This is a genomic window from Candidatus Binatia bacterium (assembly GCA_036493895.1).
GTDB lineage: Bacteria > Desulfobacterota > Binatia > UBA1149 > CAITLU01 > DATNBU01.
Genome location: DASXOZ010000013.1, coordinates 138,870 through 162,428, shown reverse-complemented (window position 1 = coordinate 162,428; position 23,559 = coordinate 138,870). Strand labels below are relative to the sequence as shown.

General features: G+C 67.3%; 22 protein-coding genes and 1 tRNA gene. 13 read left to right on the top strand and 10 right to left on the bottom strand.

All coding sequences use genetic code 11. The annotated features are described in order from the left end of the window. Nucleotides 1-131 precede the first annotated feature (131 nt). Nucleotides 132-854 carry an SIMPL domain-containing protein gene (locus VGK20_02740; GenBank protein ID HEY2772951.1) on the bottom strand — a complete coding sequence of 241 codons (723 nt, stop codon included), beginning with the start codon at nucleotides 852-854 and terminating at the stop codon, nucleotides 132-134. Continuing rightward, a complete protein-coding gene (locus VGK20_02735) occupies nucleotides 851-1,483 on the bottom strand; it encodes an RlmE family RNA methyltransferase (protein ID HEY2772950.1) in 633 nt (210 codons plus the stop codon). The genes VGK20_02740 and VGK20_02735 overlap by 4 nt, the downstream gene beginning before the upstream one ends. Nucleotides 1,484-1,552: 69 nt before the next feature. Between VGK20_02735 and VGK20_02730 the strand changes: the two genes are divergently transcribed. Further along, nucleotides 1,553-3,823 carry a UvrD-helicase domain-containing protein gene (locus tag VGK20_02730; protein HEY2772949.1) on the top strand — a complete coding sequence of 757 codons (2,271 nt, stop codon included), beginning with the start codon at nucleotides 1,553-1,555 and terminating at the stop codon, nucleotides 3,821-3,823. Between the two features lie 84 nt (nucleotides 3,824-3,907). Here VGK20_02730 and VGK20_02725 read toward each other — a convergent pair whose 3' ends face one another. After that, on the bottom strand, nucleotides 3,908-4,231 hold the full coding sequence (locus tag VGK20_02725) for a hypothetical protein (protein ID HEY2772948.1): 324 nt from the start codon (nucleotides 4,229-4,231) through the stop codon (nucleotides 3,908-3,910). A 105-nt stretch (nucleotides 4,232-4,336) separates the two neighbouring features. Here VGK20_02725 and VGK20_02720 point away from each other — a divergent pair, with 105 nt between their 5' ends. Next, nucleotides 4,337-5,191, top strand: coding sequence for a 2-oxo acid dehydrogenase subunit E2 (locus VGK20_02720; GenBank protein ID HEY2772947.1), 855 nt, complete (start codon nucleotides 4,337-4,339; stop codon nucleotides 5,189-5,191). On the opposite strand, the gene VGK20_02715 is transcribed toward VGK20_02720, so the two are convergent. Then, entirely contained in the window at nucleotides 5,169-5,837 is a 669-nt protein-coding gene (locus VGK20_02715; GenBank protein HEY2772946.1) for a polyphenol oxidase family protein, read from the bottom strand. The two genes, VGK20_02720 and VGK20_02715, sit on opposite strands and share 23 nt — an antisense overlap. Nucleotides 5,838-6,160: 323 nt before the next feature. Between VGK20_02715 and uvrA the strand changes: the two genes are divergently transcribed. Further along, nucleotides 6,161-8,923, top strand: coding sequence for an excinuclease ABC subunit UvrA (gene uvrA / locus VGK20_02710; protein ID HEY2772945.1), 2,763 nt, complete (start codon nucleotides 6,161-6,163; stop codon nucleotides 8,921-8,923). A 13-nt stretch (nucleotides 8,924-8,936) separates the two neighbouring features. Here the strand turns inward: uvrA and VGK20_02705 are convergent, their stop codons facing one another. Beyond that, on the bottom strand, nucleotides 8,937-9,368 hold the full coding sequence (locus tag VGK20_02705) for a dCMP deaminase family protein (protein ID HEY2772944.1): 432 nt from the start codon (nucleotides 9,366-9,368) through the stop codon (nucleotides 8,937-8,939). 281 nt (nucleotides 9,369-9,649) lie between these two features. On the opposite strand from VGK20_02705, the gene VGK20_02700 reads away from it, so the two are divergent. The 10 genes from VGK20_02700 to VGK20_02655 all read left to right on the top strand — a co-directional run bounded on the left by VGK20_02700 (nucleotide 9,650) and on the right by VGK20_02655 (nucleotide 17,487). Beyond that, nucleotides 9,650-9,721: transfer RNA gene (locus VGK20_02700), tRNA-Gly, on the top strand. A 73-nt stretch (nucleotides 9,722-9,794) separates the two neighbouring features. After that, entirely contained in the window at nucleotides 9,795-10,676 is an 882-nt protein-coding gene (locus VGK20_02695) for a crotonase/enoyl-CoA hydratase family protein (protein HEY2772943.1), read from the top strand. A gap of 87 nt (nucleotides 10,677-10,763) precedes the next feature. Continuing rightward, nucleotides 10,764-10,955: a DNA gyrase inhibitor YacG gene (yacG, locus tag VGK20_02690; protein HEY2772942.1), complete on the top strand. Its 192-nt coding sequence runs from the start codon at nucleotides 10,764-10,766 to the stop codon at nucleotides 10,953-10,955. A gap of 103 nt (nucleotides 10,956-11,058) precedes the next feature. Further along, the gene (locus tag VGK20_02685) at nucleotides 11,059-11,514 is read left to right on the top strand and encodes a cytochrome c maturation protein CcmE (GenBank protein HEY2772941.1); all 456 of its coding nucleotides are present in this window, start codon (nucleotides 11,059-11,061) and stop codon (nucleotides 11,512-11,514) included. Continuing rightward, nucleotides 11,511-13,502 carry a heme lyase CcmF/NrfE family subunit gene (locus VGK20_02680; protein ID HEY2772940.1) on the top strand — a complete coding sequence of 664 codons (1,992 nt, stop codon included), beginning with the start codon at nucleotides 11,511-11,513 and terminating at the stop codon, nucleotides 13,500-13,502. Before VGK20_02685 ends, VGK20_02680 begins: the two co-directional genes overlap by 4 nt. Continuing rightward, entirely contained in the window at nucleotides 13,502-13,984 is a 483-nt protein-coding gene (locus VGK20_02675; GenBank protein HEY2772939.1) for a cytochrome c-type biogenesis protein CcmH, read from the top strand. The genes VGK20_02680 and VGK20_02675 overlap by 1 nt, the downstream gene beginning before the upstream one ends. Beyond that, nucleotides 13,981-14,373, top strand: coding sequence for a hypothetical protein (locus VGK20_02670; protein ID HEY2772938.1), 393 nt, complete (start codon nucleotides 13,981-13,983; stop codon nucleotides 14,371-14,373). Before VGK20_02675 ends, VGK20_02670 begins: the two co-directional genes overlap by 4 nt. Nucleotides 14,374-14,477: 104 nt before the next feature. Beyond that, a complete protein-coding gene (locus tag VGK20_02665) occupies nucleotides 14,478-15,839 on the top strand; it encodes a glutamate--cysteine ligase (protein HEY2772937.1) in 1,362 nt (453 codons plus the stop codon). Between the two features lie 96 nt (nucleotides 15,840-15,935). Continuing rightward, nucleotides 15,936-16,829 (top strand): S24 family peptidase, encoded by an 894-nt coding sequence (locus VGK20_02660; GenBank protein HEY2772936.1) that lies wholly within the window; start codon nucleotides 15,936-15,938, stop codon nucleotides 16,827-16,829. A 238-nt stretch (nucleotides 16,830-17,067) separates the two neighbouring features. Further along, nucleotides 17,068-17,487, top strand: coding sequence for a hypothetical protein (locus tag VGK20_02655; GenBank protein HEY2772935.1), 420 nt, complete (start codon nucleotides 17,068-17,070; stop codon nucleotides 17,485-17,487). 128 nt (nucleotides 17,488-17,615) lie between these two features. Here the strand turns inward: VGK20_02655 and VGK20_02650 are convergent, their stop codons facing one another. From VGK20_02650 to atpG, 5 genes are all read right to left on the bottom strand, one after another. Continuing rightward, complete coding sequence (locus tag VGK20_02650; protein HEY2772934.1) at nucleotides 17,616-18,731, bottom strand: L,D-transpeptidase family protein; 1,116 nt, start codon at nucleotides 18,729-18,731, stop codon at nucleotides 17,616-17,618. Continuing rightward, nucleotides 18,728-20,776: a thioredoxin domain-containing protein gene (locus VGK20_02645; GenBank protein ID HEY2772933.1), complete on the bottom strand. Its 2,049-nt coding sequence runs from the start codon at nucleotides 20,774-20,776 to the stop codon at nucleotides 18,728-18,730. The genes VGK20_02650 and VGK20_02645 overlap by 4 nt, the downstream gene beginning before the upstream one ends. Nucleotides 20,777-20,890: 114 nt before the next feature. Next, the gene (atpC, locus tag VGK20_02640) at nucleotides 20,891-21,283 is read right to left on the bottom strand and encodes an ATP synthase F1 subunit epsilon (protein HEY2772932.1); all 393 of its coding nucleotides are present in this window, start codon (nucleotides 21,281-21,283) and stop codon (nucleotides 20,891-20,893) included. Nucleotides 21,284-21,285: 2 nt separating this feature from the next. After that, a complete protein-coding gene (gene atpD, locus VGK20_02635) occupies nucleotides 21,286-22,692 on the bottom strand; it encodes a F0F1 ATP synthase subunit beta (GenBank protein HEY2772931.1) in 1,407 nt (468 codons plus the stop codon). 15 nt (nucleotides 22,693-22,707) lie between these two features. Then, on the bottom strand, nucleotides 22,708-23,559 hold the full coding sequence (atpG, locus tag VGK20_02630) for an ATP synthase F1 subunit gamma (GenBank protein ID HEY2772930.1): 852 nt from the start codon (nucleotides 23,557-23,559) through the stop codon (nucleotides 22,708-22,710).

Here is a 23,559-nt window from a genome sequence, read left to right as displayed (position 1 = left end):
CCTCGCGCGAGGCGCCGCGGGCGGCGCCAAGGGGCGCAAGCGCAGCACTATCGGCCTTGCCACCGGAGCACGCAAGCGTTTCCCCCGGCGGTCGCACGCGCTCCCCGGCATCGGGAATGCGCGGCGCCGGATCAGCGGATTTCGAAGGTCGCCGCGACGCCTGCGTGCACTTCGAGGGTTCCGGGCACTACTTCGGTCGACGGCGCACCAGCAACGTCGGCGGCCATCATGCGCGAGACCGGCGTGGGCATCGCCGGCGCCATGGTGCTCGAGGCCTCGAGCAGGTTGCCGACCGAAACTCCGAGGCTCGCGGCGATCGCTTCGGCTTCGGCCCGGGCCTGGTGCCCGGCCTCGAGAAGGGCCTCGCGCCCGGCCTGCGACTGGTCCGCGAGGAAAAAGCCGATCGAGTCGACCTGGTTGGCGCCGGCGCCGACCGCCGAATCGATCAGGTCGCCGACGCCGGCAAGGTCCGCGCTGACAATCGACAGGCGGTTGGTCGCGATGTAGCCGATGAGGGTAGGGCCGCGGCCGTTGTTCTGGTTGTTGAAGTCCATCACGGTCGAAAGGTCGTAACCGCCGGTGCGCACTTCGCCCGGTGCGTGGACGGCGGCCTTCAGCTTGTCGAGCACCACCTTGCTCGTACGCGCGTTGGCCTCGGTGGCCTCGCGCGCCGTCGCGGCACGGCTCACCACCGAGATCGCAATCCTCGCGCGGTCGGGCGTCACTTGCACCGCGCCTTCTCCCGATGCGCGAATCACCCGCGGTGCCGGGGCATCGGCCGCCGAAGCCGGCACGACGGCGGCCGCCAGCCACGACAGCAAAACCAGCATGGCCGCTTCCCTGGCGTGTCTCATCGCGATTCCTCCCTGACGACGGCACTGGCGGCCCCGCGGGCTCGCGCAGCGCCGGCCACCACGTAAATCTCCGAAGAGCCTTTGCGCGTCGACGGAGGGCGCCACGCTGTGACGCTGCCGAAGCGCTCGCGCAGCTCCTGCGTCATCCTCTGCTCGATTCCGGAAAACAACTTGACGAGAAGCCGCCCTCCGTCGCGCAGCGCCGACTGCGCAAATTCGACGGCCACCTCGACGAGCGCCTCTTCGCGTGCCGCGTCCGTGGCACGGATGCCGGTGAGCTTCGGCGCCAGGTCGGACAGCACGACGTCAACTTCGCTGCCTGCCGCCTCGAGCACGCGGCGCTGCACGTCTGCATCGCAGATGTCACCGATGACGGTCGTGACGTTGTCCAGGCCGAGTGGCTCGACCGCGACGAGATCGACCCCGACGACGACACCGTGCGCGCCCACTTTCTTCGAAGCAACCTGCAGCCATGCCCCCGGCCAGCAGCCGAGGTCGACGACGCGCCCGCCCGCGAACAGCAAGCGGAAGCGTGAATCGAGGTCTTCGAGCTTGATGCCCGCACGCGACCGAAGGCCGGCCTTGCGGGCTTCGCGATACGTGAAATCCTTGCGGTCGTAGTGTCCCACCAGCGTGTCGCCGTGCAGGCAGCGCGGTTGCCCGTCCGCCTGTGCTCGGGCACCATCCCAGTTTCCCCGATGACTCTCAACGCAAGTCAACTCGAAGCGGTGAGCCACGACGACGGTCCTCTCCTCGTGCTCGCCGGGGCAGGCAGCGGCAAGACGCGCGTGCTCGTGCACCGCATCGCGCGCCTGCTCGAACAGGAGCGCGCGTTCCCGAACGAAATTCTCGCCGTCACGTTCACGAACAAGGCCGCCCGCGAGCTCGTCGAGCGCTGCCGTGCAATGGTCGGGCGTGCAGCCGACGAGCTGTGGGTCGGCACTTTCCACGGCATCGGCGCGCGGCTGCTCCGCCGTCACGGGAGCCTGCTGGGTTATCCCTCGTCTTTCTCGATCCTCGACACCGACGACCAGGTGCGGCTGATCAAGGACATCGTGGCATCCTCCGGCTTCGCCGAAGGCCGCGTCAGGCCCGAGTTCGTCCGCTCCTTCATCGACGCGGCCAAGAACGAGGCGCGCTCGCCGTCCGACCAGGCGTCGCGCGCTTCCTCACCGCTCGAAGTCGACGCCGCGACGCTTTACGCGACCTACCAGAACAGGCTTGGCGCAATGGGGGCCGTCGATTTCGGCGATCTCATCGTCGGCGTGCTGCGGCTTTTCCGCAGCCACCCGGAGCTGCTCGAGCGTTACCAGCGCTCGATCCGCTTCCTGCACGTCGACGAGTACCAGGACACCAACCACGCCCAGTACCTGATGGTCGGCATGCTCGCGGCCCATCATCGCAACCTTTGCGTGGTCGGCGACGACGACCAGTCGATCTACGCGTGGCGCGGCGCCGACCCGCGCAACATCCTCGAGTTCGAGCGCGACTTCCCGGGCGCCCACGTCGTGCGCCTCGAGCAGAACTACCGCTCGACGCGCAACATCATCGATGCCGCCGCCGCGGTGATCTCGAACAACGGCAGCCGCCACCCGAAGACGATGTGGACCGACGCCGAGCCCGGCGCCCGCATCACGGTGTTCCACGCCACCGACGAGAGGGACGAGGCGCGGTACGTCGTCTCCGGCCTTGCCGCACTCGGCAACGCGCGCGGCGGCGCGGCGGTGTTCTACCGCACCAACGCCCAGTCGCGCGCGATCGAGGAAGAGTTGGTGCGCGCCCGCATCCCGTACGTGATCGTCGGCGCGACGCGCTTCTACGAACGCCGCGAGGTGCGCGACCTCATCGCGTACCTGCGCTTCGTCAACAATCCGGCCGACGACCTCAGCCTCGAGCGCATCATCAACGTGCCGACGCGCGGGATCGGCGCGACGACGTGGCAGCGGCTGCTCACGAGGGCCGCGGACATGGGCCGTCCCGCGTGGAGCGTCGTCTGCGACGATGCGTTCCTGGCGACGCTTCCGACGGCGGCCAGATCGCGGCTCATCGAGTTCCGCGCAGTGGTGCGCGGGTGGATCGACGGCGTCTTCGAGGGAGTTGCGCCGCTACTGCTGAGGATCCTCGACGACACCGGCTACGCGGCGTTTCTCGAAGGCCGGCCCGACGACGATCCGGCCGGCAGGATCGAGAACGTGCAGGAGCTCGTCAGCGTCGCGCAGATCTTCGACGAGGAGTTCGATCCAGCGGCGTCGCCCGACGTTCCGTCGCCTCTGGTCGCGTTCCTCGAGAGGCTCGCGCTCGCGTCCGACGTCGACAGCTACGAGAGCCGCGAGCAGGCCGTCACGCTGATGACGGTGCACAATTCCAAGGGCCTCGAATACGCGCAGGTCTTCCTCATCGGGATGGAGGAAGGCGTGTTCCCGCATTCGCGTTCGGTCGGCGACGACGAGCGCGGCATCGAGGAGGAGAGGCGCCTCTGTTACGTCGGCATCACGCGCGCGAGATCGCGCCTCGTGCTCACGCGGGCCCGGCGCCGCCACGTGTTCGGCACGATGCAGTACAACTTCGCGTCGCGTTTCCTCGACGAGATCCCGCAGAACCTCGTCGTGCACGAGCGCAGCACTCTCGAGCACGCCGAGCCGCTCGCGGTGCGCGACCGGCCGTCGCAAGGCTTCGACGACGGATGGGGCGGCGGCTGGCAGCGCGACGACGGCGCCGGCTCCCCGGCGCCCGTGCGGCGAGCGGCGCCCGGGCCCACGCGGTCCGCCGCATCCACGGCGCCGGCTGCGCCGCGGGTTTCCCGCGGCCTCTACAAGCCGGGAATGCGCGTCGTGCACCCGATGTTCGGCACCGGCACCGTGCGCGAATCCGACGGCACCGGCGAAAGCGAGAAGTTGATCGTGCAGTTCCAGCGCTTCGGGCTGAAGAAGCTCGTCGCGCACCTGGCGAGGCTCGAAATTCTTTCGTGAGCGGCGCGGCGCCGAGCGCCGCTCATTCACACGTTTACGAAATCCGCGGCGGGCGGCGCGCCGCCGGCCGCGCTGGCCGGATGCCTACTTGATGACCGCAGCGCAGGAGCGCGCCGGTCTCTCGCGGGAACAGCCGTTGAATCCCTTCGTGTCGATGTGCCAGTACGGCGCCACCGAGGCGGCCAGCCGCGCCATAGGGTCCGTCACGGCGTACTGGAGGGCGCGGCCGACCGGATCCAGAAAGTAATAGGCGATCTTGAGCGGGTGATCCTCGTCGGCCGCGTACATGCCGTTGGCATCGCCCGCGGCGATGGCACACGGGGCAAAAAACAATGCGGCGCAAGCGACCGCCGCCGCAGCGTGGCCTTTGATACGGTTGCGCCTGACAGGGCTTTTTTCGCTTGGCATGTTCGCACCTCTGCGCCGACACGGGGAAGACCGGCGGCCGCCGCTTCCGAAGTCGGCCCGGCTCTTATACACCACGCCGCTCGCGATCCCACCCGCGATTTGCCGATGGCCGACGACCGTCCCCAGTTCCGCCGGGCCGACCGGCTCTCGTCGTGGCGGCGCCTGGCCGTCCACGTCTGGAAAACGCCGGCCGATCCCACCGTTTACGGTGTGCTCGAAGTCGACATGCGTCGCAGCCTCGAGTACCTCGCGGCGCTCAATTCTTCCCCCGATGGTGGCGCTCGCGTCACCGCCACCCACCTCGTCGTCAAGGCCATCGCGAAAGCGATCGCCGAGACTCCCGATTCCAACGCGATGATCGCGCGCGGGCAGGTCTGGGTCCGCGATTCTATCGACATCTACTGCCAGGTGGCCACCGACGAAGGCCGCGATCTGTCCGGAGTCAAAATCCGTCACGCCAATCGCAAGTCTCCCGCCGAAGTCGCCGACGAGCTCACCGCCGCAGCGGCGGCCGTCCGCGCAGGACGCGACCGCGGATCCGAAGCGACGAAACAAGCACTCGGACGCATTCCGGATTTTCTTCTGCGACCGCTGCTGCGCCTGATGAGCTTTCTCACTTTCGACCTGAGACTCGATCTCGAACGCTTCGGCATCGCGTACGACCAGTTCGGAAGCGCGATGGTTTCCAACGTCGGCGGATTCGGGCTGCACAACGGGCTGGCGCCGCTGGTACCGATCAGCCGCTCGCCGATCGTGCTGCTGGTCGGCCAGATCACCGACAGGCCGATCGTCGAGCACGGCAAGGTCATCGCCGCACCGGTGCTCAACATCGGTGCGACGTTCGATCATCGAATCATCGACGGTTACCAGGGCGCCATGATGGCCCGCACGGTGATCGACGCGGTCAAGGATCCCGAACGCGCGTTCGGGCCGGCGCTCAGGCCCAGCCGATCCAGCTGATCTGGCGGCCACCGGCAGAGGGATCGGCCCGGAACGAGTGGTAGACGTCGCTCGCGCAGCGCGTGCACGGGGCCGCATCGAAGATGTTCGCGGCGCCAACGCCGCTGCGCTCGAGCAGCAATCGGTTGGCCGCTCTCAGGTCGAGGTGAGGTTTGCCGGACTGCGTCGCAGCGACGACCGGCAATCCGGCATCGCGAAAACTCGCGGCCAGCTCGGTCGAAACTTCGTAGCAGCAAGGCCCGATGCTCGGTCCGAGCGCAGCCGCGAGGTCGCGCGGCTCGATGCCGCCGGCCTTCGCCGCCTCGACCGCCTTCGCTGCGATCCCGGCCAGCGTCCCTCTCCATCCCGCGTGCACCGCGGCAGCCCAGCGCTGCGACGTCGCGACCAGCAACAGCGGCACGCAGTCGGCAGTGCGCACGCCGACGACCATGCCGCCGCGCCGCGCTATCAACGCGTCGCCGCGGGCATCGACTAGCGGCAGGCCGTCGCGGGAATCGATGCGCGCAGCCAGTCCTTCGGGATCGATGACGGCAGTTCCGTGAAGCTGCTCCTCCAGAAGGATGGTGCCCGGCGGCGGCGCGGCACTGCGGCTGCCGAAGCCGCAGACCAGGGCTGGCACGCTGCGCCATGGCAGGGGGACCAGCACGGCTTGCGCGTCCAGCGCGGCCTGAGCTTGGTGGGACGGCGTCTGGTTCGCATGCTCCCGGGCAGTCCGCTTCACGAGACGAGCATGCCCGCACCGCGGCACGCCGCAAAGCGCAGATGCTGCTCCCGTGTGCCGGTAGCAGAGCGCGCTTTGATCCCGTATCGGCGGCCGGCACTCCCGTTGCCGGTTCCCGGCTCTGTGATAGCCTCGCAAGTTGGCCTCGGGCCGGAGGCCTGCAAGGGGGCAGGCGTCCGCGGCAGACGGACTGCGCCTGAACTCGACAGGACGGCCCGCGGGAATCCAGGCCTGGAAAGACGCCGGACTTGAAACGCGCCATCAAAATCAGCGGGGCCAGGACCCACAACCTGAAGGGAATCGACTGCCAGTTCCCCGCGCGCAAGATCTCCGTCGTCACCGGCGTATCCGGCTCGGGAAAATCGTCGCTGGTATTCGACACTCTCTACGCCGAGGGCCAGCGCCGCTACGTCCAGTCCCTGTCCACGTACGCCAGGCTTTTCCTCGAGCAGATGCAGAGGCCGGATGTCGACTCGATCAGCGACATTCCACCGGCGCTGGCCCTGGAGCAGAAGAACGCGATCAAGAACGCGCGTTCCACCGTCGGAACCGTCACCGAAATCCACGATTACCTGCGCCTGCTGCTGACCCACGCCGGAGTCGTGCGCTGCAGCGACTGCGGCGGAGAAGTCCATGCGGACACCGCGACCTCGGCCGCCGACGATCTTGCTGCAGGCCACGCGGGACGCCGCGTCGCGATCACCGCGTCGGTGGATTTCCACGGCATGGACCCGGACGAAGCGCGCCAGACGCTGCAGCGCCAGGGCTACGGCCGAGTGATGGTCGCCGGCCAGGCGACGCTCCTGGAGGAAGCGGACAAGTCCGTTCTCGAAGCCGGACGCGTCGATGTCGTCGTCGACCGCCTCGCGATCACGCCGGAGCGCGCAACGCGAACCTCCGAGGCGATGTCGCGCGCGTTCCAGATCGGCGCCGGCACCGCACGCGCCATTTTCCTGGACGGCGGCGCCGAGGAAGTCACGTTCACGACCAGGCTCGCGTGCCGCAGCTGCGGCCGCGAGCACGCGCCGCCCACTCCGCACCTTTTCGGTTTCAACAATCCGCTCGGCGCCTGCCCGCGCTGCGAAGGGTTCGGCCGCGTCGTCGACATCGACCGCGACAAGGTGGTGCCGAACAAGCGCCTGTCGCTGCGCGACGGCGCGATCGCGCCGTGGAGCACGCCGGCTTACGTCGATTTTCAGCAGAAATTCCTGCAGGCCGCCGAAAGGCGCGGCATCTCGACGCAAATCTCGTTCTCCCAGCTGGCCGACGAGGACAGGCAGTGGATCTTCGAGGGCGACAAGCGAAGCCCCGGCGTCGCCGGATTTTTCCGCTGGCTCGAGGAGAGGCGCTACAAGACCCACGTCCGCATCCTGCTCGCCCGCTACCGCAGCTACCGCACCTGCTCGCTGTGCAGCGGCGCGCGACTCAAACGCGAAGCGCTCAGTGTTCACGTCGGCGGCAAGAACATTGCCGAGCTATCGGCGCTGCCGATCGCTCGCCTGGTGCGCTTCCTGTCGCGCCTCCAGCTGGACGCCACCGCGCTGGCCCGCACCGAGTCGGTGCTGAGGGAGCTGCGCTCGCGCCTCGGCTACCTCGAGGAAGTGGGACTCGGCTACCTGACGCTCGACCGCCAGGCGCGCACGCTGTCGGGAGGCGAAGCCCAGCGTATCCACCTGGCTTCCGCGCTCGGAAGCGCACTGACCGACACGTTGTACGCACTGGACGAGCCCACCGTCGGCCTGCATCCGCGCGACGGTCGCCGCCTGCTCAAGGTGCTTCGACACCTGACGAAAATCGGCAACACGGTCGTGCTCGTCGAGCACGACCCGACGATCATCGAAGGCGCCGACCACGTCGTCGACCTCGGGCCTGGCGGCGGCGCGGGCGGCGGCAACGTCCTTTACGAGGGGAAAGCCTCCGGTCTTCCGGGCCGACAGACCGCCACCGGCCGCCTGCTGCTGATCCGCACCGTCCACCGCCAGGAAAAACGCGCGGCCAAGGGTTTCGAACGCGGAGCAGTGGTGATCCGCGGAGCAGCCGAGAACAACCTCGACATCGATCGCGTCGAGATCCCCCTCGGCCGCTTCGTCTGCGTCACGGGCGTGTCGGGATCGGGCAAGTCCACGCTCGTCGAGCAGGTGCTTCACGAAAACTGGCTGCTGCGAAAGGGGCTAGGCGGGCACGACGCCGGGAAGGTCGCCGGCATCGACGGCTTCGAGAAGCTCGACGACGTGATGATGATGAGCCAGGCGGCCATCGGCCGTTCGGCGCGCTCGAACCCCGCCACTTACCTCAAGGCGTACGACGAAATCCGCAAGTTGTTCGCCGCCACGCCTCAGGCGCGTCGCGCGAAGATCACGGCCGGGGCATTTTCGTTCAATACTGCGGGCGGGCGCTGCGAACATTGCCAGGGCACCGGCATCACGACGCTGGAAATGCACTTCATGGCCGATATCGACGTGCCCTGCGACGAATGCGGTGGCCGCCGCTTCAAGCCCACCGTGCTCGAGGTGCGCTACCGCGAACGCAACATCAACGAAGTGCTCGCGATGACGGTCGATGAGGCCGCCGAGTTTTTTGCCGACCGGAGTGCGATCGCCACCAGGCTGCAGTGCCTGCGTTCCGTAGGCCTCGGTTACCTCACGCTCGGCCAGTCCACGTCCACGCTTTCGGGCGGCGAGGCGCAGCGCCTCAAGCTCGCCGGCTTCCTCGTCGAAGAAAAGCGCGGTCGCGGCTCCCTGTTCATCTTCGACGAACCGACGACCGGGCTGCACCTTCAGGACATCCACACGCTGATCGGGGTGCTCGACGGACTGGTTGCACGCGGACATTCGGTGCTCGTCGTCGAGCACCACACCGACTTCATCGCCCACGCCGACTGGGTCATCGACCTCGGCCCCGAAGGCGGCGACAAGGGTGGTCGCGTCGTCGTCGCGGGAACGCCGCTCGACGTCGCCGGGTGCCCCGAATCTCACACCGGAGCCGAACTCAAGCGCCTGCTCGGCCTCTAGCGGGCCGCGCAAATCAGGCCCGCACGGGGATCGCGACCTGCAGCAGTTCGACGCCGGCGCGCTCGCGCAGTTCGGCGATCGTCTCGAGCTTGTACGGCTTCTCGTAGAATACGCGGCGGATGCCGGTGTTGACGATGGTCTTGAAGCAGTGGACGCACGGAGTGTGCGTCACGTAGATGTCGGCTTCGCGGATCGCCGTACCCTGGCGGGCGGCCTGGGCGATCGCGTTGATCTCGGCATGGATCGTGCGGAAACAGTTCTGCACGACCTCGCCTCCGGGATTGCGCGACTCGTAGATCTCGCAGCCGACGTCGAGGCAGTGCGGCATGCCGGCCGGCGCGCCGTTGTAACCCGTGGCCAGGATATTGCGCTCGCGAACGATGACGGCGCCGACCTTCGCACGCAGGCAGGTCGACCTCTCGGCGACCTCGCGAGTGATCGTCATGAAATATTCGTCCCAGGTCGGCCGCCCGTCCATCCCCGCCGTCTACCAGAAGGCCGGAAAAGGTGGAACACGCCGCCGAGCTACGGCATCGCGGACTTGCGCGCCTGCGCACCGGCGCGGCCGGCTTGTGCGCCTGCGAGCAGGCGCGGCCGACTTGCGCGCCCGCAGGCAGGCGCGGCCGACTTGCGCGCCTGCGAGCCGGCGCGGCCGACTTGCGCGCCTGCAGGCAGGCGCGGCCGATTGACCCGCGCCGGCACCTCGCCCATGATCCCGCACCGCGAGCGGGTGTAATTCAGTGGTAGAATGCCAGCTTCCCAAGCTGGACGTCGCCGGTTCGAGCCCGGTCACCCGCTCCCTTCTTTCCCATTTTGCCGCGCCGGATCCCGCAGCCATGCCGGCAGGGCGCGAGCGCACGGAGGCTTCTTCATGCAGTCTACCGCCACGGCGACCACGCTCCGGACCGAAGTACGAAGCGGCGTCGGCCACATCGTCCTGACACGGGACGCCGAGTACAACACGATCACGCCTGCGCTGCGCGACGAGCTTGCCGCCGCCATCGATGCCATGGAGCGCGACGACGACGTCCACGTGGTCCTGCTTCGCGCCGAAGGCCCGGCTTTCTGCGCCGGCTACGGCCTGGACTGGTCGACCGTCGGCCAGGCGCGCGAAGACCGCGAGGCCGGCGAGGGGAAGCGAAAAGCGTGGGATTCGGTCGGCGACCTGCGGATGATGGGCCGCTTCGTCGAGACCTACATGAAGCTCTGGTACTCGCGAAAGCCGACGATCGCAGCAGTGCAGGGCTGGTGCGTCGGCGGCGGCACCGACATGGTGCTGTGCGCCGACATCATCATCGCCGCCGAAGGCGCATCCTTCGGTTATCCTCCGGCAAGAGTCTGGGGCACGCCGACGACCGCGATGTGGGTCTACCGAATGGGTCTCGAGAAGGCCAAGCGCTATCTGCTCACCGGCGACGAGATTCCCGCAACGACCGCCGCTTCCATCGGCCTCATCCTCGAGACCATCGCCGACGACCGCCTGCTCGAGCACGCGACGGCGTTCGCCGAGCGCATGGCGCAGGTGCCGACCAGCCAGCTCGTGATGCTCAAGCTGCTCTGCAACCAGACAGCCGAGAACATGGGAATGGCGTCCACGCGCACCCTCGGCGTGCTGTTCGACGGCATCGCACGCCACACCCAGGAAGGCCTCGATTTCGTCACCCGCGCCGGCGATGTCGGCTTTCGCCAGGCCGTCCGCGAAAGAGACGACCCCTTCGGCGATTACGGCAGCCGCCCGGGTCGCAAGCGTTGACGGGGCGGACGCCGGTCGCCTTTTGTCGCGAATCTTCGCGCGGCCCGGGACTGGACCGGCGCCACTACCATACCTACGATTCAGCGAATGAGGTGCCCTACCTGCAAGACGGCAGTCCCCCAGGGCAGCCGCTGGTGCCCGTTCTGCTCCGAGCGCTGCAAGCTCGTCGATCTCTCCCGCTGGCTCGACGGGAGTTACGCGATTCCCGGAGAGGCGGCCTCCGACGAAGAGCTGGAAGCCGACCTGCACGACGACGACGACCACAAGAGACGGCGCTGACGCAGCGGCGGCAGCGTTGCCGCGGGCTTGCGGCGGCAAATTCGACAGTTGTCCGCGGGAAGACGCCGCAGTAGGCTCACTTGGCTTTGCGGTAGCTATATCCATGGGACGCCAGCTTAAATTCCTCGTCGGCATCGCGATCATCGTCGGCACCGTCGGTTTCCTCGTCTGGACCGCGGTCGACCAGACCAAGATGTACATGATCACCGTCTCCGAGTTCCTCGGTTCGGGGAACGCGTACGCGAACTCGACGGTCCGGATCGCCGGCAAGGTTGCCCCGGGCTCGATGGTCTGGAACGCCGAAAAGCGCGAGCTGCTGTTCACGATGGTCGACATGGCCGGAATCCCCGGCGAGGTGAAGGTCCACTTCGCGGGCCTGCTGCCGGACATGTTCGCCGAGGATCGCAACGTCGTCGTCGAAGGCCCTTTCAGCGACGCCACTCCCTTCGAGGCACGCGCGGTGCTGACGAGCTGTCCGTCCAAGTACCAGGCCAAGGACGGCGGCACTGCCCCGGGCTACGACCAGGGCAACGGCGCCGGCGGGGGGAAAACTTCTTGATCCAGCTCGGCAACCTCGCGATCGACCTCGCTCTTGCCACCTGCCTTTACGCAATCATCGCGTCGATCTACGGCGCCAGGACCAACCGTCGCACCTTCATCGCAAGCGGCTCGCACGCGGCGTACGCGACGTGGGGGCTTGTCCTGGTCGCAGTCGCGGTGATGGTCCACGCGTTGCTGACGAGCGATTTCCGCCTGCGCTACGTCACCGAGTACAGCAGCACGACGCTTCCGCTCAAGTACAAGATCACGTCCCTTTGGGGCGGCATGGAAGGGTCCCTGCTGTTCTGGGTGATGCTGCTGACGACGTTCATCTCGTTGACCCAGTTCCAGAACCGCGAGCGCAACCGCGCGCTGATGCCGTACGTCACGGCGACGAGCTGCACGGTGGCGGCATTTTTCCTCTCGCTCCTCGCGTTCATCACGCCGCCGTTCGCGCTGCTGCCCTACGTTCCGGCCGAAGGCACCGACCTCAACCCGCTGCTGCAGAACTACTGGATGCAGATCCATCCGCCGTCGCTGTACCTCGGCTACGTGAGCTGGACGATCCCGTTCAGCTTCGCGATCGCCGCGCTGGCCACCGGGCGCCTGGACGACCTGTGGATCCGCACCTCCCGGCGCTGGTGCCTGACGGCGTGGTTCTTTCTTTCCCTCGGCAACCTGTTCGGCGCGCGCTGGGCGTACGAAGTGCTCGGCTGGGGCGGCTACTGGGCCTGGGATCCGGTCGAAAACGCGGCATTCATGCCGTGGCTGACCGGCACCGCCTACCTGCACTCCGTGATGATCCAGGAGCGCAAGGACATGCTGAAGGTCTGGAACCTGACGCTGATCATCGTCACGTTCTCGCTGACGATCTTCGGCACGTTCCTGACGCGGTCCGGCGTCATCTCGTCGGTCCATTCGTTCACGCAGTCCGGCCTGGGGCCCTACTTCATGTGGTTCCTCGCCTTCATCGTCGCGGGTTCGGTCTCGCTGCTGATCTGGCGCCTGGACATGCTCAAGCCCCGCCACAAGCTCGACAGCCTGCTGTCTCGCGAATCGGCCTTCCTGTTCAACAACCTGCTACTGGTCGGCATCGCGTTCTCAACCCTGTGGGGCACGATCTTCCCGGTCCTTTCGGAGTGGGTGCGCGGCGTGAAGATCACCGTCGGCCCTCCGTTCTTCAACCGCGTCAACGCGCCGCTCGGCGTCGCGCTGCTGCTGCTCATGGGAATCGGGCCGCTGATCGCCTGGCGGCGTGCGACGCTGCGCCACCTGACGGAAACGTTCCTGGCCCCGGTACTGTTCGGCATCGTCGCCGGCGCCGCGGCGTTCGCGTTCGGCATGCGATCCCTGTCCGCCGTGCTCGTCGTGTCGTTCTCGACGTTCGTGCTGCATACGGTGGCGAGCGAATTCCACAGCGGCGCCCGCGCACGCATGGCGATGGTCGGAGAGACCTACCGGCAGGCGCTGGCCGGCCTGCTGCGCAAGAACCAGCGCCGCTACGGCGGGTACGTCGTCCACGTCGGCGTCGTCTGCATGTTCCTCGGCGTCACGATGTCCTCGGTCTACCGCGTCGAGGAGCTGCACACCGTCAAGAAGGGCGAGGAGTTCAGCGTCGGCGATTACACGCTGCGTTACGTCGACTCCCGCAGCGAAGAGGACGCGCACGTCGCGCGCATGATCGCGACCGTCGACGTCTTCGAGAACGGCCAGAAGATCACGACGCTGGAGCCCGAGAAGCGCTTCTACAAGCGTCCCGAGCAGCCGGCCACCGAGGTCGCTTTCCGCTCGACGATGAAGGACGACCTCTACGTCGTGCTCGGCAGCTTCGACAAGAACGGCTCGTTCACGTTCCAGGCCTACGTCAATCCGCTGGTCTGGTGGCTGTGGTTCGGGGGCGCGGTGCTCGTGCTCGGCACCGGCATCGCCGTGTTCCCCGTGCGGCGTTCGGTAGCCCGCGAAAGGGCGCGCGAAGCGGCCGCGGTGGCCCGCAGCCAGGCACTCTGATGCGCCTCAAACCGCTGCTGGGCGCGCTCGTGCTCGGCACTGTCGTCCTTTTCACCGCGCGTCCGCTGCTGCACGCCGATCCCCCGCTCGGCCAGCACGAGATCGAGGAAGGCCTGACGTGCCAGTGCGGCTGCGGCCTTACTGTCGCCGCCTGCAACCACCTCGAGTGCAGCTTCGCGGTTCCGGCCCGCAAGGACATCGCAGACTCGCTCGCCCGCGGCGAGACCGGCGAGGCCATCCTTGCGCGCTACAAGGCCGAGTACGGCGAGAAGGTGCTGTCATCACCGGTGGCCGAAGGTTTCAACCGCCTCGCGTGGATCATGCCTTACCTGGCGATCTTCGTCGCAGGCTCGCTGATGATGCTGTTCCTGCGGCGCAGGGCCGCCGAAGGGCCGCCGGCCTCCGCCACGCCGCCGCCGTCCGCGCCCACCGATGAGCGCCTCGCGCGTCTCCAGGAAGAAGTCGAGGACCTCAAGCGATGACGCCGGTGCTGGCCATTCTTCTCGTGCTCGCGGTCGCGGTCTTCGTGGCCGTGCCCCTGCTCGGTCACGACGAGGCCGTCGCCGCCGCCTCCGGCGCAATGCCCGCCACCGAGCTTTGGGCAAGGGAAAAAGCCGTTGCCGTACTGGCCATCAGCGAAGCCGACTTCGACCTGGCCACGGGAAAACTTAGCAACGACGACTACCGGGTGCTGCGCACGGACTACGAAGGTCGCGCGATTGCGGCAATGGACGAGATGGACAAGGTCGTGCCTGTTGCCGAAACCGTTGGCGAGACATCGGAGGTACGCTTCTGCGGCGACTGCGGCCAGCGCTTTTCTGACGGCCACGTGTTCTGCGGCGGCTGCGGCCGGCCGCGGCGTTGCCCCTGAACTCGTGAGCGAACTCACCCCGCCGCGCCGCGGCGTGGCCTTTTTTCCGTTCAAGTCCGTGGCATTGCGCCACAAGCTGCTGTAGCTTCCCGCGCACAATTGCCGTGGGTTCCGCAAGCGATCACACGACGCCGATCACCGGCGTCGACGAGCTCGAGGCCACGTTTCATCACGGTGCCAAGCCCCGCGACGCGTGGCGCATCGGCGTCGAGTACGAAAAGCCGGTCGTCTACGCCGAAACGCGCGAGGCCGTCCCTTACGAAGGCGCACGCGGCATCGGCGCGCTGCTCGATGGGCTTCGCGAGCACTTCCCGCAGTGGCAGCCGGTCCGCGAAGGCCCGAGCGTCATCGCGCTCGAGGACGGGCGCGCCTCGATCACGCTGGAGCCCGGGGGCCAGCTCGAAATGTCGGGCCAGCAGTGCGACTCGCTGCACTGCGCGAACGAAGAGCTGCAGCGCCACGTGCGCGAGATCCTCACCGTCGGCGATGCGCTCGGCATCCGCTTCCTCGGCCTCGGCATCGTCCCGAAGACGCCGCTCGAAAAGATCGGCTGGATGCCCAAGCAACGCTACCGGATCATGCGCGAGATCATGGGGCGCACCGGCAACCTCGGCCGCCGCATGATGGCGCAGACCGCGACCGTCCAGTGCAACTTCGACTACAGCGACGAGAGCGACGCGGCCCGCAAAGTGAAGGTGTCGCTGGCGCTCGGGCCTTTGCTGGTCGCAGTATCGGCAAATTCGCCCGTCGTCGACGGCCGCCCCACCGGTTTCCAGAGCTATCGTGCCCACATCTGGACCGATACCGATCCCGACCGCTGCGGCACCCTGCCGTTCGCGTTCCGAACCCAGTCGCTGTTCCGCGCTTACACCGAGTACGCGCTCGACGTGCCGATGTACTTCATCTGGAGGCGCGGCGGCTACAAGGAGGTCGGCGGCATCACGTTCCGCCGTTTCCTCGAGCGCGGCTGCGACGGCGAGCGCGCGACCATCGGCGACTGGACGCTGCACCTGACGACGCTGTTTCCCGAAGTCCGCCTGAAGACCTACATCGAGGTGCGCTCAGCCGACAGCCAGAGCGTGGACCTGATGCTCGGCACTCCGGCGCTGATGAAAGGAATCTTCTATGACGACGATTCGCTCGATGCCGCGTGGGACGTCGTCAAGGCGTGGAACCCTTCGTCGCTGCCATCGATTCAGGAAGACGCCGCACGCGTCGGAATGGCGGCAAAGGTAGGCCGAATTGCGATAGCCGACTTCGCGCGCGAGATCGTCGCAATCGCCCGAGCTGGCCTCGTGCGCCAGGCCCGTACCGATCCCGACGGACGCGACGAGACGGTTTACCTCGAGCGCCTCGCCGAGAACGTCGAGGCGGGCCGCAATCCTGCTTCGGGCCTAATCGAGAAGTGGGAAGGCGTCTTCGGCCGAAGCGTCGATGCCCTGATCGACGCGGTTGCCTACCGCTGACGGCGCCGCCTGCCGCTGACACTTTCGGTCGATGTTCGTAGCGCCCTGCGTCGAAAGTGCCTTGATATTCGTCTTTCTTTCGCCTATAATCACTCCATGTTCGTAAGCGGTGCAGCGGCCCGCGCGGCCGGTGAACACGGTGGACGGCCCGGTGGACAGCATGGCCTCGACGAGGCCGCTGTCGACGTCCGCTCCGCTCTCCAGGAAGCCGGATCGGCACCCCGGCGCGAGCACGAAGCCTTCGATGCCACCCCGACTCTCGCAAATGCTCCCGAAGGCTTGTCGGCCCGGCGCGTAGAGCGCTGGCTCGACCTGCCTTTGGGGGCCTGGCAGAAGCGGCGCCTCTACGCGCTCAAGCTTCGGGGTGATTCTTTCGCCTATCTCGGGCTGCGTCCCGGCGACTACGTCATCGTCGAGCCCGGCAGCAGCGAACAACCCGGCCGTATCGTCGTCACCCGCGGGCCCCAGGGCCTGGCGCTCAGGCGGATTGCCCAGCCCCATCACGGCGGCGACCGGCACCTGCCCACCGTGCTCGAGCTTCCGCTGCGCGAGAAAATCTCGAGCAGAAGCGAACGCGTAGTCGGCAGCGTCATCGGCCAGCTCCGCTCGACGGGTACCGGTGCGCTTCGCCCCATCGTAATCGCCGGATCGCGGCGGCGGCGCCCGCTGCGTAGCGGCGCGCCGGGGCACATCCGGGATGCGGCCAGTCTTGCGGGGTGCGCACCCTCGCCGCCGTGCGAAGCGCCGGCCGTTGAGCCGGGGGACCTGGAGAAGGTCCGTCTGCGCTGGAGGAGCTGGCTCGATCGCAGGCACGGCGATGGTCAAGACGCCGTAGCCGGCGCCGCCTACGACAGGCTCGAGCGCCTCGACGCATCGCTGGCTACTCTGTGTGATTGTCTGGCCCGGACGCACAGCCCGGGCCTCCGCGCAGCCCTGGCCGAAGAGGCTGACGCCGTGGTCTCGGCCATCGAGCAGGAGATGGGCGGATAGTCCAACTCTCCATTTTTGCAGTAGGAATTCGACCGCCGACGATCGCGGACGCTTTTTCGAGACCGCCCCTTGTGCCTGTTTTCGCCCCCTGGGACCCAACTTATTAGTGAGGCTGTAACACTTACTGACTTTATTTCATGCTCGTGAATCTTCCATAGCGTCTCGACGGTGTGTTATATGACGCTCCGCATCAGGCACCTCAGGGCTTGAATGCTTGTCGACAACGCGAGGGACAATCATGGCAGACCGCTTCGTCAATCTCTTCGAGCCGGACACTTTGCTGCCGGCACAATACTTCGCCGCCTTCGCCCGCGAGGGCGGACTCGTCCGCGAGCGCAGGCTGATGCTCGCCGTCCTGCAGGACGCGGTCGAGTGTTACCAGAAATACGCGCTCGCGCGTGACCCGCGCGGTCGCCTGCTGTTCGAAGACGCGCAGGAGTGGATCGAGTCCGGCGAGCGCGAGTGGGCGTTTGCGTACGAGAACATCTGCGAGGTCCTCAGCCTCAACGCCGAGTACATCCGCCGCGGACTGTCCAAGTGGCGCCAGCAGCGCGGACCGGTTCGCCGGTCGGCTGCCAAGATCGTTCCTCTGGCCGAGCGCCGCGCTCTCGGGGAGCTGATCGAGCTGGGCGAGCAGGAGTTGCAGCAGGCTTCCTGAGCCGCACGAGCGCAATCCACGGCTGAGAAAAAAGCCCGGCTCCCCAGGGACCGGGCTTTTTTCGTCTGGCGCCGGCGCTCGCGTCCGTGTTCACGTCCACGGGTCGCGGCTCGCGCAAAAAGCAAAGCTCATTTCGCCGGCTTCGGATTTCCCGCTACCCAGCTCACGTCGGTCGGAACGCCCGTTCTCGCCTCGATCGCCGCCTCGAGCTCGTCGGGGTCCACATCGGCGGCCCAGCCCTTTTTTTCCAGCGTCTCGAGCGTGGACTTGTACATCGCCGGCTCGAATCCGTAGATGTCGTCGTGCACCTCGACGAGCACGCGGCCCGCGTGCCTTCCGATCTTGACGGGCTGGTAGACGAACATGCCCGGCGTCCCGACGTCGACCATCGGGAATAGTGTCGCAATGTCCTCGTTGTAGAGCCGCAGGCAGCCGTGGCTCACGAGCATGCCGACTCCCCACTCCTTGTTGCTGCCGTGGATGCCGTACGTCGGCAGCGTAAGCTCGAGGCGATATTTGCCGAGGGGATTGTCCGGGCTCCCGCCCGGGATCGAGTGCTCGCTGAAGCCGTTCTCCTCGATCCGCTCCTTGCGGATCGTCTCGGGAATGTTCCACGTGGGATTGACAGTCTTGCCGCGAACGCGGAACGTTCCCTGCGGAGTCTTCCAGTCTTCGCGCCCGAGGCCGACCGGCGCGGTGATCACGCGCCGGCCTCCATCACGAAAGTAGTACAGCCGCATCTCCGGAATGTTCAGCACGATGCCGTCGCGCGGCGCGTCCGGCACCAGCCACTGCGAAGCCACGACCACCGGTTCGTCTGCCTTGGGAATCCAGGGATCGGTATTGCGGTTGGCTGCGATCACTTCGTTGTAACCAAGGTCGCTGCGTTTGCCGATTTCGAGAAACGTCTCGCCTTTGGCAGGGAGCGTCGCCGCGACGCGGCCGATCAGCCAGTCGTCGCTGCCACCGAGCGTGTAGGACGCAAGCTCCCGCGGTTTTTCATCCTCATATGGGGGAAGCTCGTGAGACTTCGCCGGACGGGGCTCTTCGCCCCCGGGTCGAGGGGCCGCGCCGGCCGGATGGGTGGCGGAGTGGCCTCCTTCCGGCGCTGCGGCGGACCCTGACCGGGAGGGTGCTGCGACATGGGGCGGTGTTGCTGCTGCCGCGGGGCCGGAGCCCGGCCAAGCCAGAGGCAGCACGACCGCCGCGACCAGGGCGGCGCGGCGCGCCGGCGGTCGAATCACGCTTCGCCTCCGAATCCACCGTCGCGGCGCAGGGCGCGCGCGAGCTCGCGCTCGCTTGTCGCCGGCATCCGGCAGGCGAGACCTTCGCAGACGTACGCGACCGCCGTCCCTGCCGGCGCATCCTTGCCCACCAGTGCCGCCGGAAGACCGGGGGCAGAGCCGTCCTCGATGCCAATCACCGTCGTCGCAGGATCGTAGACGGCCTCGGCCACGCGCGAAAGCTTTTCGCGCACCTCGCTGCGGCCGCATACGACGACGGTTCTCCATCCCTTGCGGTCGCGTTCGGCCACCGCCAGCAGATGGGAAGCCCCATAGGGCTGCCGCAACGCGTCGGCGAGAAAGCGGGTGAATACTGCGTCGGCAGCCTCGCGGTAGTGCCTCTCGCCGGTGAGCTCGAACAGGCGCATCAGCAGCTCTGCGGCTACCGAGTTGCCGGCGGGAATGGCGCCGTCATTCAGATCGCAGGTTCTCGCGATCAGGCTCTCGCCGCGCGAGCCGGTGAAGAAGAATCCGCCGCCTCTGGTATCGAGGAACTCATCGAGCAGGTGTCCGGCGCACCACAGTGCGCGCTGGAAATGGCGCGGATCTGGCCGTGCCGCGAACAGGTCGAGGCAGGCACGTCCAAAAAAGGCGTAGTCGTCGAGAAAAGCCGGGACGGCGGTTCCGCCGGCCGGATGGACGTGCTCGAGACTGCCGCCGGCGACGAGCGACGTTTCGATATAATTGACGGCGGCTTCTGCGGCATCGAGAAAATCGCGGCGCCCGAGGCAGCGGCCGGCCGCTGCCAGCGCGCTGATGACGAGGGAGTTCCAGTCGGCGACGATCTTACGATCGGTTGCCGGAGCGATTCGCGCTCGGCGCCGGCGCAGAAGCTCGGCGCGGTCTTGCGCCAGTTCCTCGTCGAGCCCGCGTGCCGCATTCTCGACTCGATGCAGGATGGATTTCCCTTCGAAGTTGCCTTCGGCGCAGACATCGTAGGCCGCGCAGAAGCGCTCCCCGCGCTGCACACCCAGCAGCTGTAGCACTTCGTCGCGGGTCCAGACGAAATACTTGCCTTCTTCGCCCTCGCTGTCGGCGTCCTGCGCCGACCAGAAGCCTCCATCGGAACTGCGCATCTCGCCGAGCACGTAATCGAGAATCTCCGCCGCGACGCTCGCGTAGCGGGGCTCGTCGAAAAAGCGCGACGCGTCGGCGTAGAGACGCGCAACGAGCGCCTGGTCGTAGAGCATCTTCTCGAAATGCGGCACCAGCCAGATCGCATCGACCGAATAGCGGTGGAACCCGCCGCCGAGGTGGTCGCGGATGCCTCCGTCGGCCATGCGGTCGAGCGTCAGCCGCACGAGGCGCGCCTGGTCACTGTCTGTACCGGGAGCGGTCTCCATCAGAAGCGTCAGCGCCATCGTCGCCGGGAACTTGGTCGCGCGGCCGAAGCCGCCGTGCACGGTGTCCATCGCCGAGACGAGCGAGGCTGCGGCTTCGCTGGCAGCCGGCACAGACCACCGGGCTTCGTCGCCGCCGCGCGAACCGAGCTTGGCAAGGAACTCGACCATGCGGCCGGCGCTCGCTTCGACTTCGTCGCGGCGCGTTTTCCAGGTCTCGGCGACCTTCTCGAGCACCCGCGCAAATCCGGCCATGCCGCCGCGGTCCCGGGGCGGGAAATAGGTGCCAGCAAAAAACGGCTTCGCATCCGTCGTCAGGAACATCGTCATCGGCCAGCCGCCGCGCCCGGTCATCGCCTGCAGCGCCGTCATGTACAGGTGATCGATGTCCGGCCTTTCTTCGCGGTCGACCTTGATGCAGACGAAGTGCCCGTTCATCAGCGTCGCGATCTGTTCGTCCTCGAAGCTCTCGCGCTCCATGACGTGGCACCAGTGGCACGCCGAGTAGCCGACGCTGAGCAGGATCGGTTGATCGAGCTCGCGGGCGCGCAACAGCGCCTCGTCGCCCCACGGATACCAGTCGACCGGATTGCCGGCGTGCTGGAGAAGATAGGCGCTGGTCTGGTTTGCGAGGCGGTTACGGGGAGCGTTCGCGGCGCCGTGCATGCACGAACCTTAGCGCAAGGCAGTGGCGTGGTCTTGCGGCTGCGGGTCGTCGGAAGCGGGTGGGTGTGCTTGCGGGTTGCGGAAAAACCGCGGACCGGGGTTTTTCGCGCTCCGCTAGTGCGCGCTGACGGCCACTCGCGCTTGCGCCAGCGCGAGGTCGCGCAGCAGGCCTTCGGTGACTTCGACGCTCTCGGAGCCGCGCGACAGCTCTTCCTGGATCGTCTGGATGTCGCGGCGCGCCCCGGCAGCATCCACTTCCTCGGGGAGCTGGGCGTCGTCGGCCAGCACCGTCACGACGTCCTGGCGTACCTCGGCATAGCCGCCGCTGACGACGACCCGCTTCCTCGCGCCACCCTCGGTGTACGTGAGGATGCCCGGCTTGAGGCCGCCGAGGAAGGTCACGTGCTGGGGCAGCACGCCGAAGTCGCCTTCGCTGCCCGGCGCAACGACCTCGGAGACCTCCGCATCGACGATCGAGCGAAGGGGGGTGACAATCCTGAGCCTCATGATCAGGACGCCATCTTGCGCGCTTTCTCGACGGCCTGTTCGATGGTGCCGACCATGTAGAACGCCTGCTCGGGCAGGTCGTCGTGCTGGCCGGCGAGCAACTCCTTGAACGCACGGATCGTGTCCTCGCGCTTCACGTAGGCGCCAGGCGTTCCGGTGAACGCCTCGGCGACGTGGAACGGCTGGGACAGGAAGCGCTGCACCTTGCGGGCGCGCGCGACCAGCAGCTTGTCGTCTTCCGACAGCTCGTCCATGCCGAGAATCGCGATGATGTCCTGCAGGTCCTTGTAGCGCTGCAGGATCATCTGGACGTCGCGGGCGACCTTGTAGTGGTCGTCGCCGACGACGTTCGGATCGAGGATGCGCGAGGTGGAATCCAGGGGATCGACGGCCGGATAGATGCCGAGCTCGGCGATCTGGCGCGAAAGCACCGTCGTCGCGTCCAGGTGCGAGAACGTCGTCGCCGGCGCCGGATCGGTCAGGTCGTCGGCGGGAACGTAAATGGCCTGCACCGAGGTGATCGAGCCCTTGGTCGTCGTCGTGATGCGCTCCTGCAGGGTGCCGAGGTCGGTAGCCAGCGTCGGCTGGTAGCCCACGGCGGACGGCATGCGGCCGAGCAGGGCGGACACTTCCGAGTTGGCCTGGGTGAAACGGAAGATGTTGTCGATGAACAGCAGGACGTCCTTGCCCTCGCTGTCGCGGAAGTACTCGGCGCAGGTCAGCGCCGTCAGCGCGACGCGGGCGCGGGCGCCGGGCGGCTCGTTCATCTGGCCGAAGACGAGGGCGGCCTTGTCGATGACGCCGGACTCCTTCATTTCCTGCCAGAGGTCGTTGCCTTCGCGGGTGCGCTCGCCGACGCCGCCGAACACGGAGTAGCCGCCGTGCTGCTGCGCGACGTTGTTGATCAGCTCCATGATGATGACGGTCTTGCCGACGCCGGCACCGCCGAACAGGCCGATCTTTCCGCCCTTTGCGTACGGGCACAGCAGGTCGATGACCTTGATCCCGGTCTCGAAAGCCTCGACGCCCGTGGCCTGCTCGGTGAATTCCGGGGCCGAACGGTGGATCGGCAGGTACTTGTCCGTCTTGACTTCCGGTCCGCCGTCCACCGGCTGCCCGATCACGTTGATGATCCGGCCGAGGACGGCGGTGCCGACGGGAGTCATGATCTTGTTGCCGGTGTCCTTGACCTCGGAGCCCCGCACGAGGCCCTCGGTCGAGTCCATCGAAATCGTGCGAACGGTGTTCTCGCCGAGATGCGACGCGACTTCGAGGACGAGGTTGTCCGGCTTGTCGTCGATCCCGGTGTTCGTGACGGTCAGTGCGTTCAGGATCGCCGGTACCTGGCCCGGCGGAAATTCGACGTCGACGACCGCACCGATGACCTGCGTGATGTGCCCAATTCCCATGATCCCCTGAACTCCTTAGCCTTTGAGGGCTTCCGCGCCTCCGACGATCTCCATCAACTCGGTGGTGATCGTCGCCTGGCGCGCGCGGTTCATCTGCAGCGTGAGCCGTCCGATCATCTCGGAAGCGTTGCGCGTCGCGCTGTCCATCGCAGTCATCCTCGCGCCGTGCTCGCTGGCGTTGGCTTCGAGGAATGCCTGAAAAATCTTCGTGTCGACGTAGCGGACCAGGAGCGTGGCCAGCAGCTCCTTCGCCTCCGGCTCATAGACGTAATCGGGCGAGCCCTCGGCGTGGGTGCTCTTCTCGACGGGAAGAAGACGCTGAAGCCTCGGCGCCTGGGAGATCGCCGAGCGGAATGCCGACGACACGAGGTACACCGCGCCGACCTCGCCGCCACGGAAGCGGCGCGAGGCTTCGGCCGCCACCGTCCTGGCCAGCGCCAGGTCGAAGGGCACGTTGAAATGGCGCGACGAGATGCGCTCGGTGTAGTGGCGGCGGAAGTAGTCGTGGCCGCGGCGCCCGCACGCGACGATCGTCGCGGCCTGGCCTTCCGGCGAGCGAAGGAAGGATTCGGCCGCCTTGATCAGGTTCGTGTTGTAGCCGCCGCAAAGCCCGCGGTCCGACGTGATCACGATGACCTCGGCGGGCTGGTCCGCGCCCGGCTCGAGGAAAGGATGGGACCCCTCCTCGACGCTCGCGGCGACGCTCGCCAGCAACTCGGCCAGGCGCGTGCCGTAGGGGCGCGCCTTCTCGGCGGCCTCCTGCGCACGGCGCAGCTTGGCCGCCGAGACCATCTTCATCGCCTTCGTGATCTGCTGGGTGCTGCGGACCGAGGCGATGCGCTTGCGTGTCTGTTTGAGACTCGGCAC

Excerpts from the sequence above, each read along its gene's own strand:
- VGK20_02740 (HEY2772951.1), bottom strand. The coding sequence starts at position 854 with ATGAGACACGCCAGGGAAGCGGCCATGCTGGTTTTGCTGTCGTGGCTG.
- VGK20_02730 (HEY2772949.1), top strand. The coding sequence starts at position 1,553 with ATGACTCTCAACGCAAGTCAACTCGAAGCGGTGAGCCACGACGACGGT.
- VGK20_02725 (HEY2772948.1), bottom strand. The coding sequence starts at position 4,231 with ATGCCAAGCGAAAAAAGCCCTGTCAGGCGCAACCGTATCAAAGGCCAC.
- VGK20_02720 (HEY2772947.1), top strand. The coding sequence starts at position 4,337 with ATGGCCGACGACCGTCCCCAGTTCCGCCGGGCCGACCGGCTCTCGTCG.
- VGK20_02705 (HEY2772944.1), bottom strand. The coding sequence starts at position 9,368 with ATGACGATCACTCGCGAGGTCGCCGAGAGGTCGACCTGCCTGCGTGCG.
- VGK20_02695 (HEY2772943.1), top strand. The coding sequence starts at position 9,795 with ATGCAGTCTACCGCCACGGCGACCACGCTCCGGACCGAAGTACGAAGC.
- yacG (HEY2772942.1), top strand. The coding sequence starts at position 10,764 with ATGAGGTGCCCTACCTGCAAGACGGCAGTCCCCCAGGGCAGCCGCTGG.
- VGK20_02685 (HEY2772941.1), top strand. The coding sequence starts at position 11,059 with ATGGGACGCCAGCTTAAATTCCTCGTCGGCATCGCGATCATCGTCGGC.
- VGK20_02675 (HEY2772939.1), top strand. The coding sequence starts at position 13,502 with ATGCGCCTCAAACCGCTGCTGGGCGCGCTCGTGCTCGGCACTGTCGTC.
- VGK20_02670 (HEY2772938.1), top strand. The coding sequence starts at position 13,981 with ATGACGCCGGTGCTGGCCATTCTTCTCGTGCTCGCGGTCGCGGTCTTC.
- VGK20_02660 (HEY2772936.1), top strand. The coding sequence starts at position 15,936 with ATGTTCGTAAGCGGTGCAGCGGCCCGCGCGGCCGGTGAACACGGTGGA.
- VGK20_02655 (HEY2772935.1), top strand. The coding sequence starts at position 17,068 with ATGGCAGACCGCTTCGTCAATCTCTTCGAGCCGGACACTTTGCTGCCG.
- VGK20_02645 (HEY2772933.1), bottom strand. The coding sequence starts at position 20,776 with ATGCACGGCGCCGCGAACGCTCCCCGTAACCGCCTCGCAAACCAGACC.
- atpC (HEY2772932.1), bottom strand. The coding sequence starts at position 21,283 with ATGAGGCTCAGGATTGTCACCCCCCTTCGCTCGATCGTCGATGCGGAG.
- atpD (HEY2772931.1), bottom strand. The coding sequence starts at position 22,692 with ATGGGAATTGGGCACATCACGCAGGTCATCGGTGCGGTCGTCGACGTC.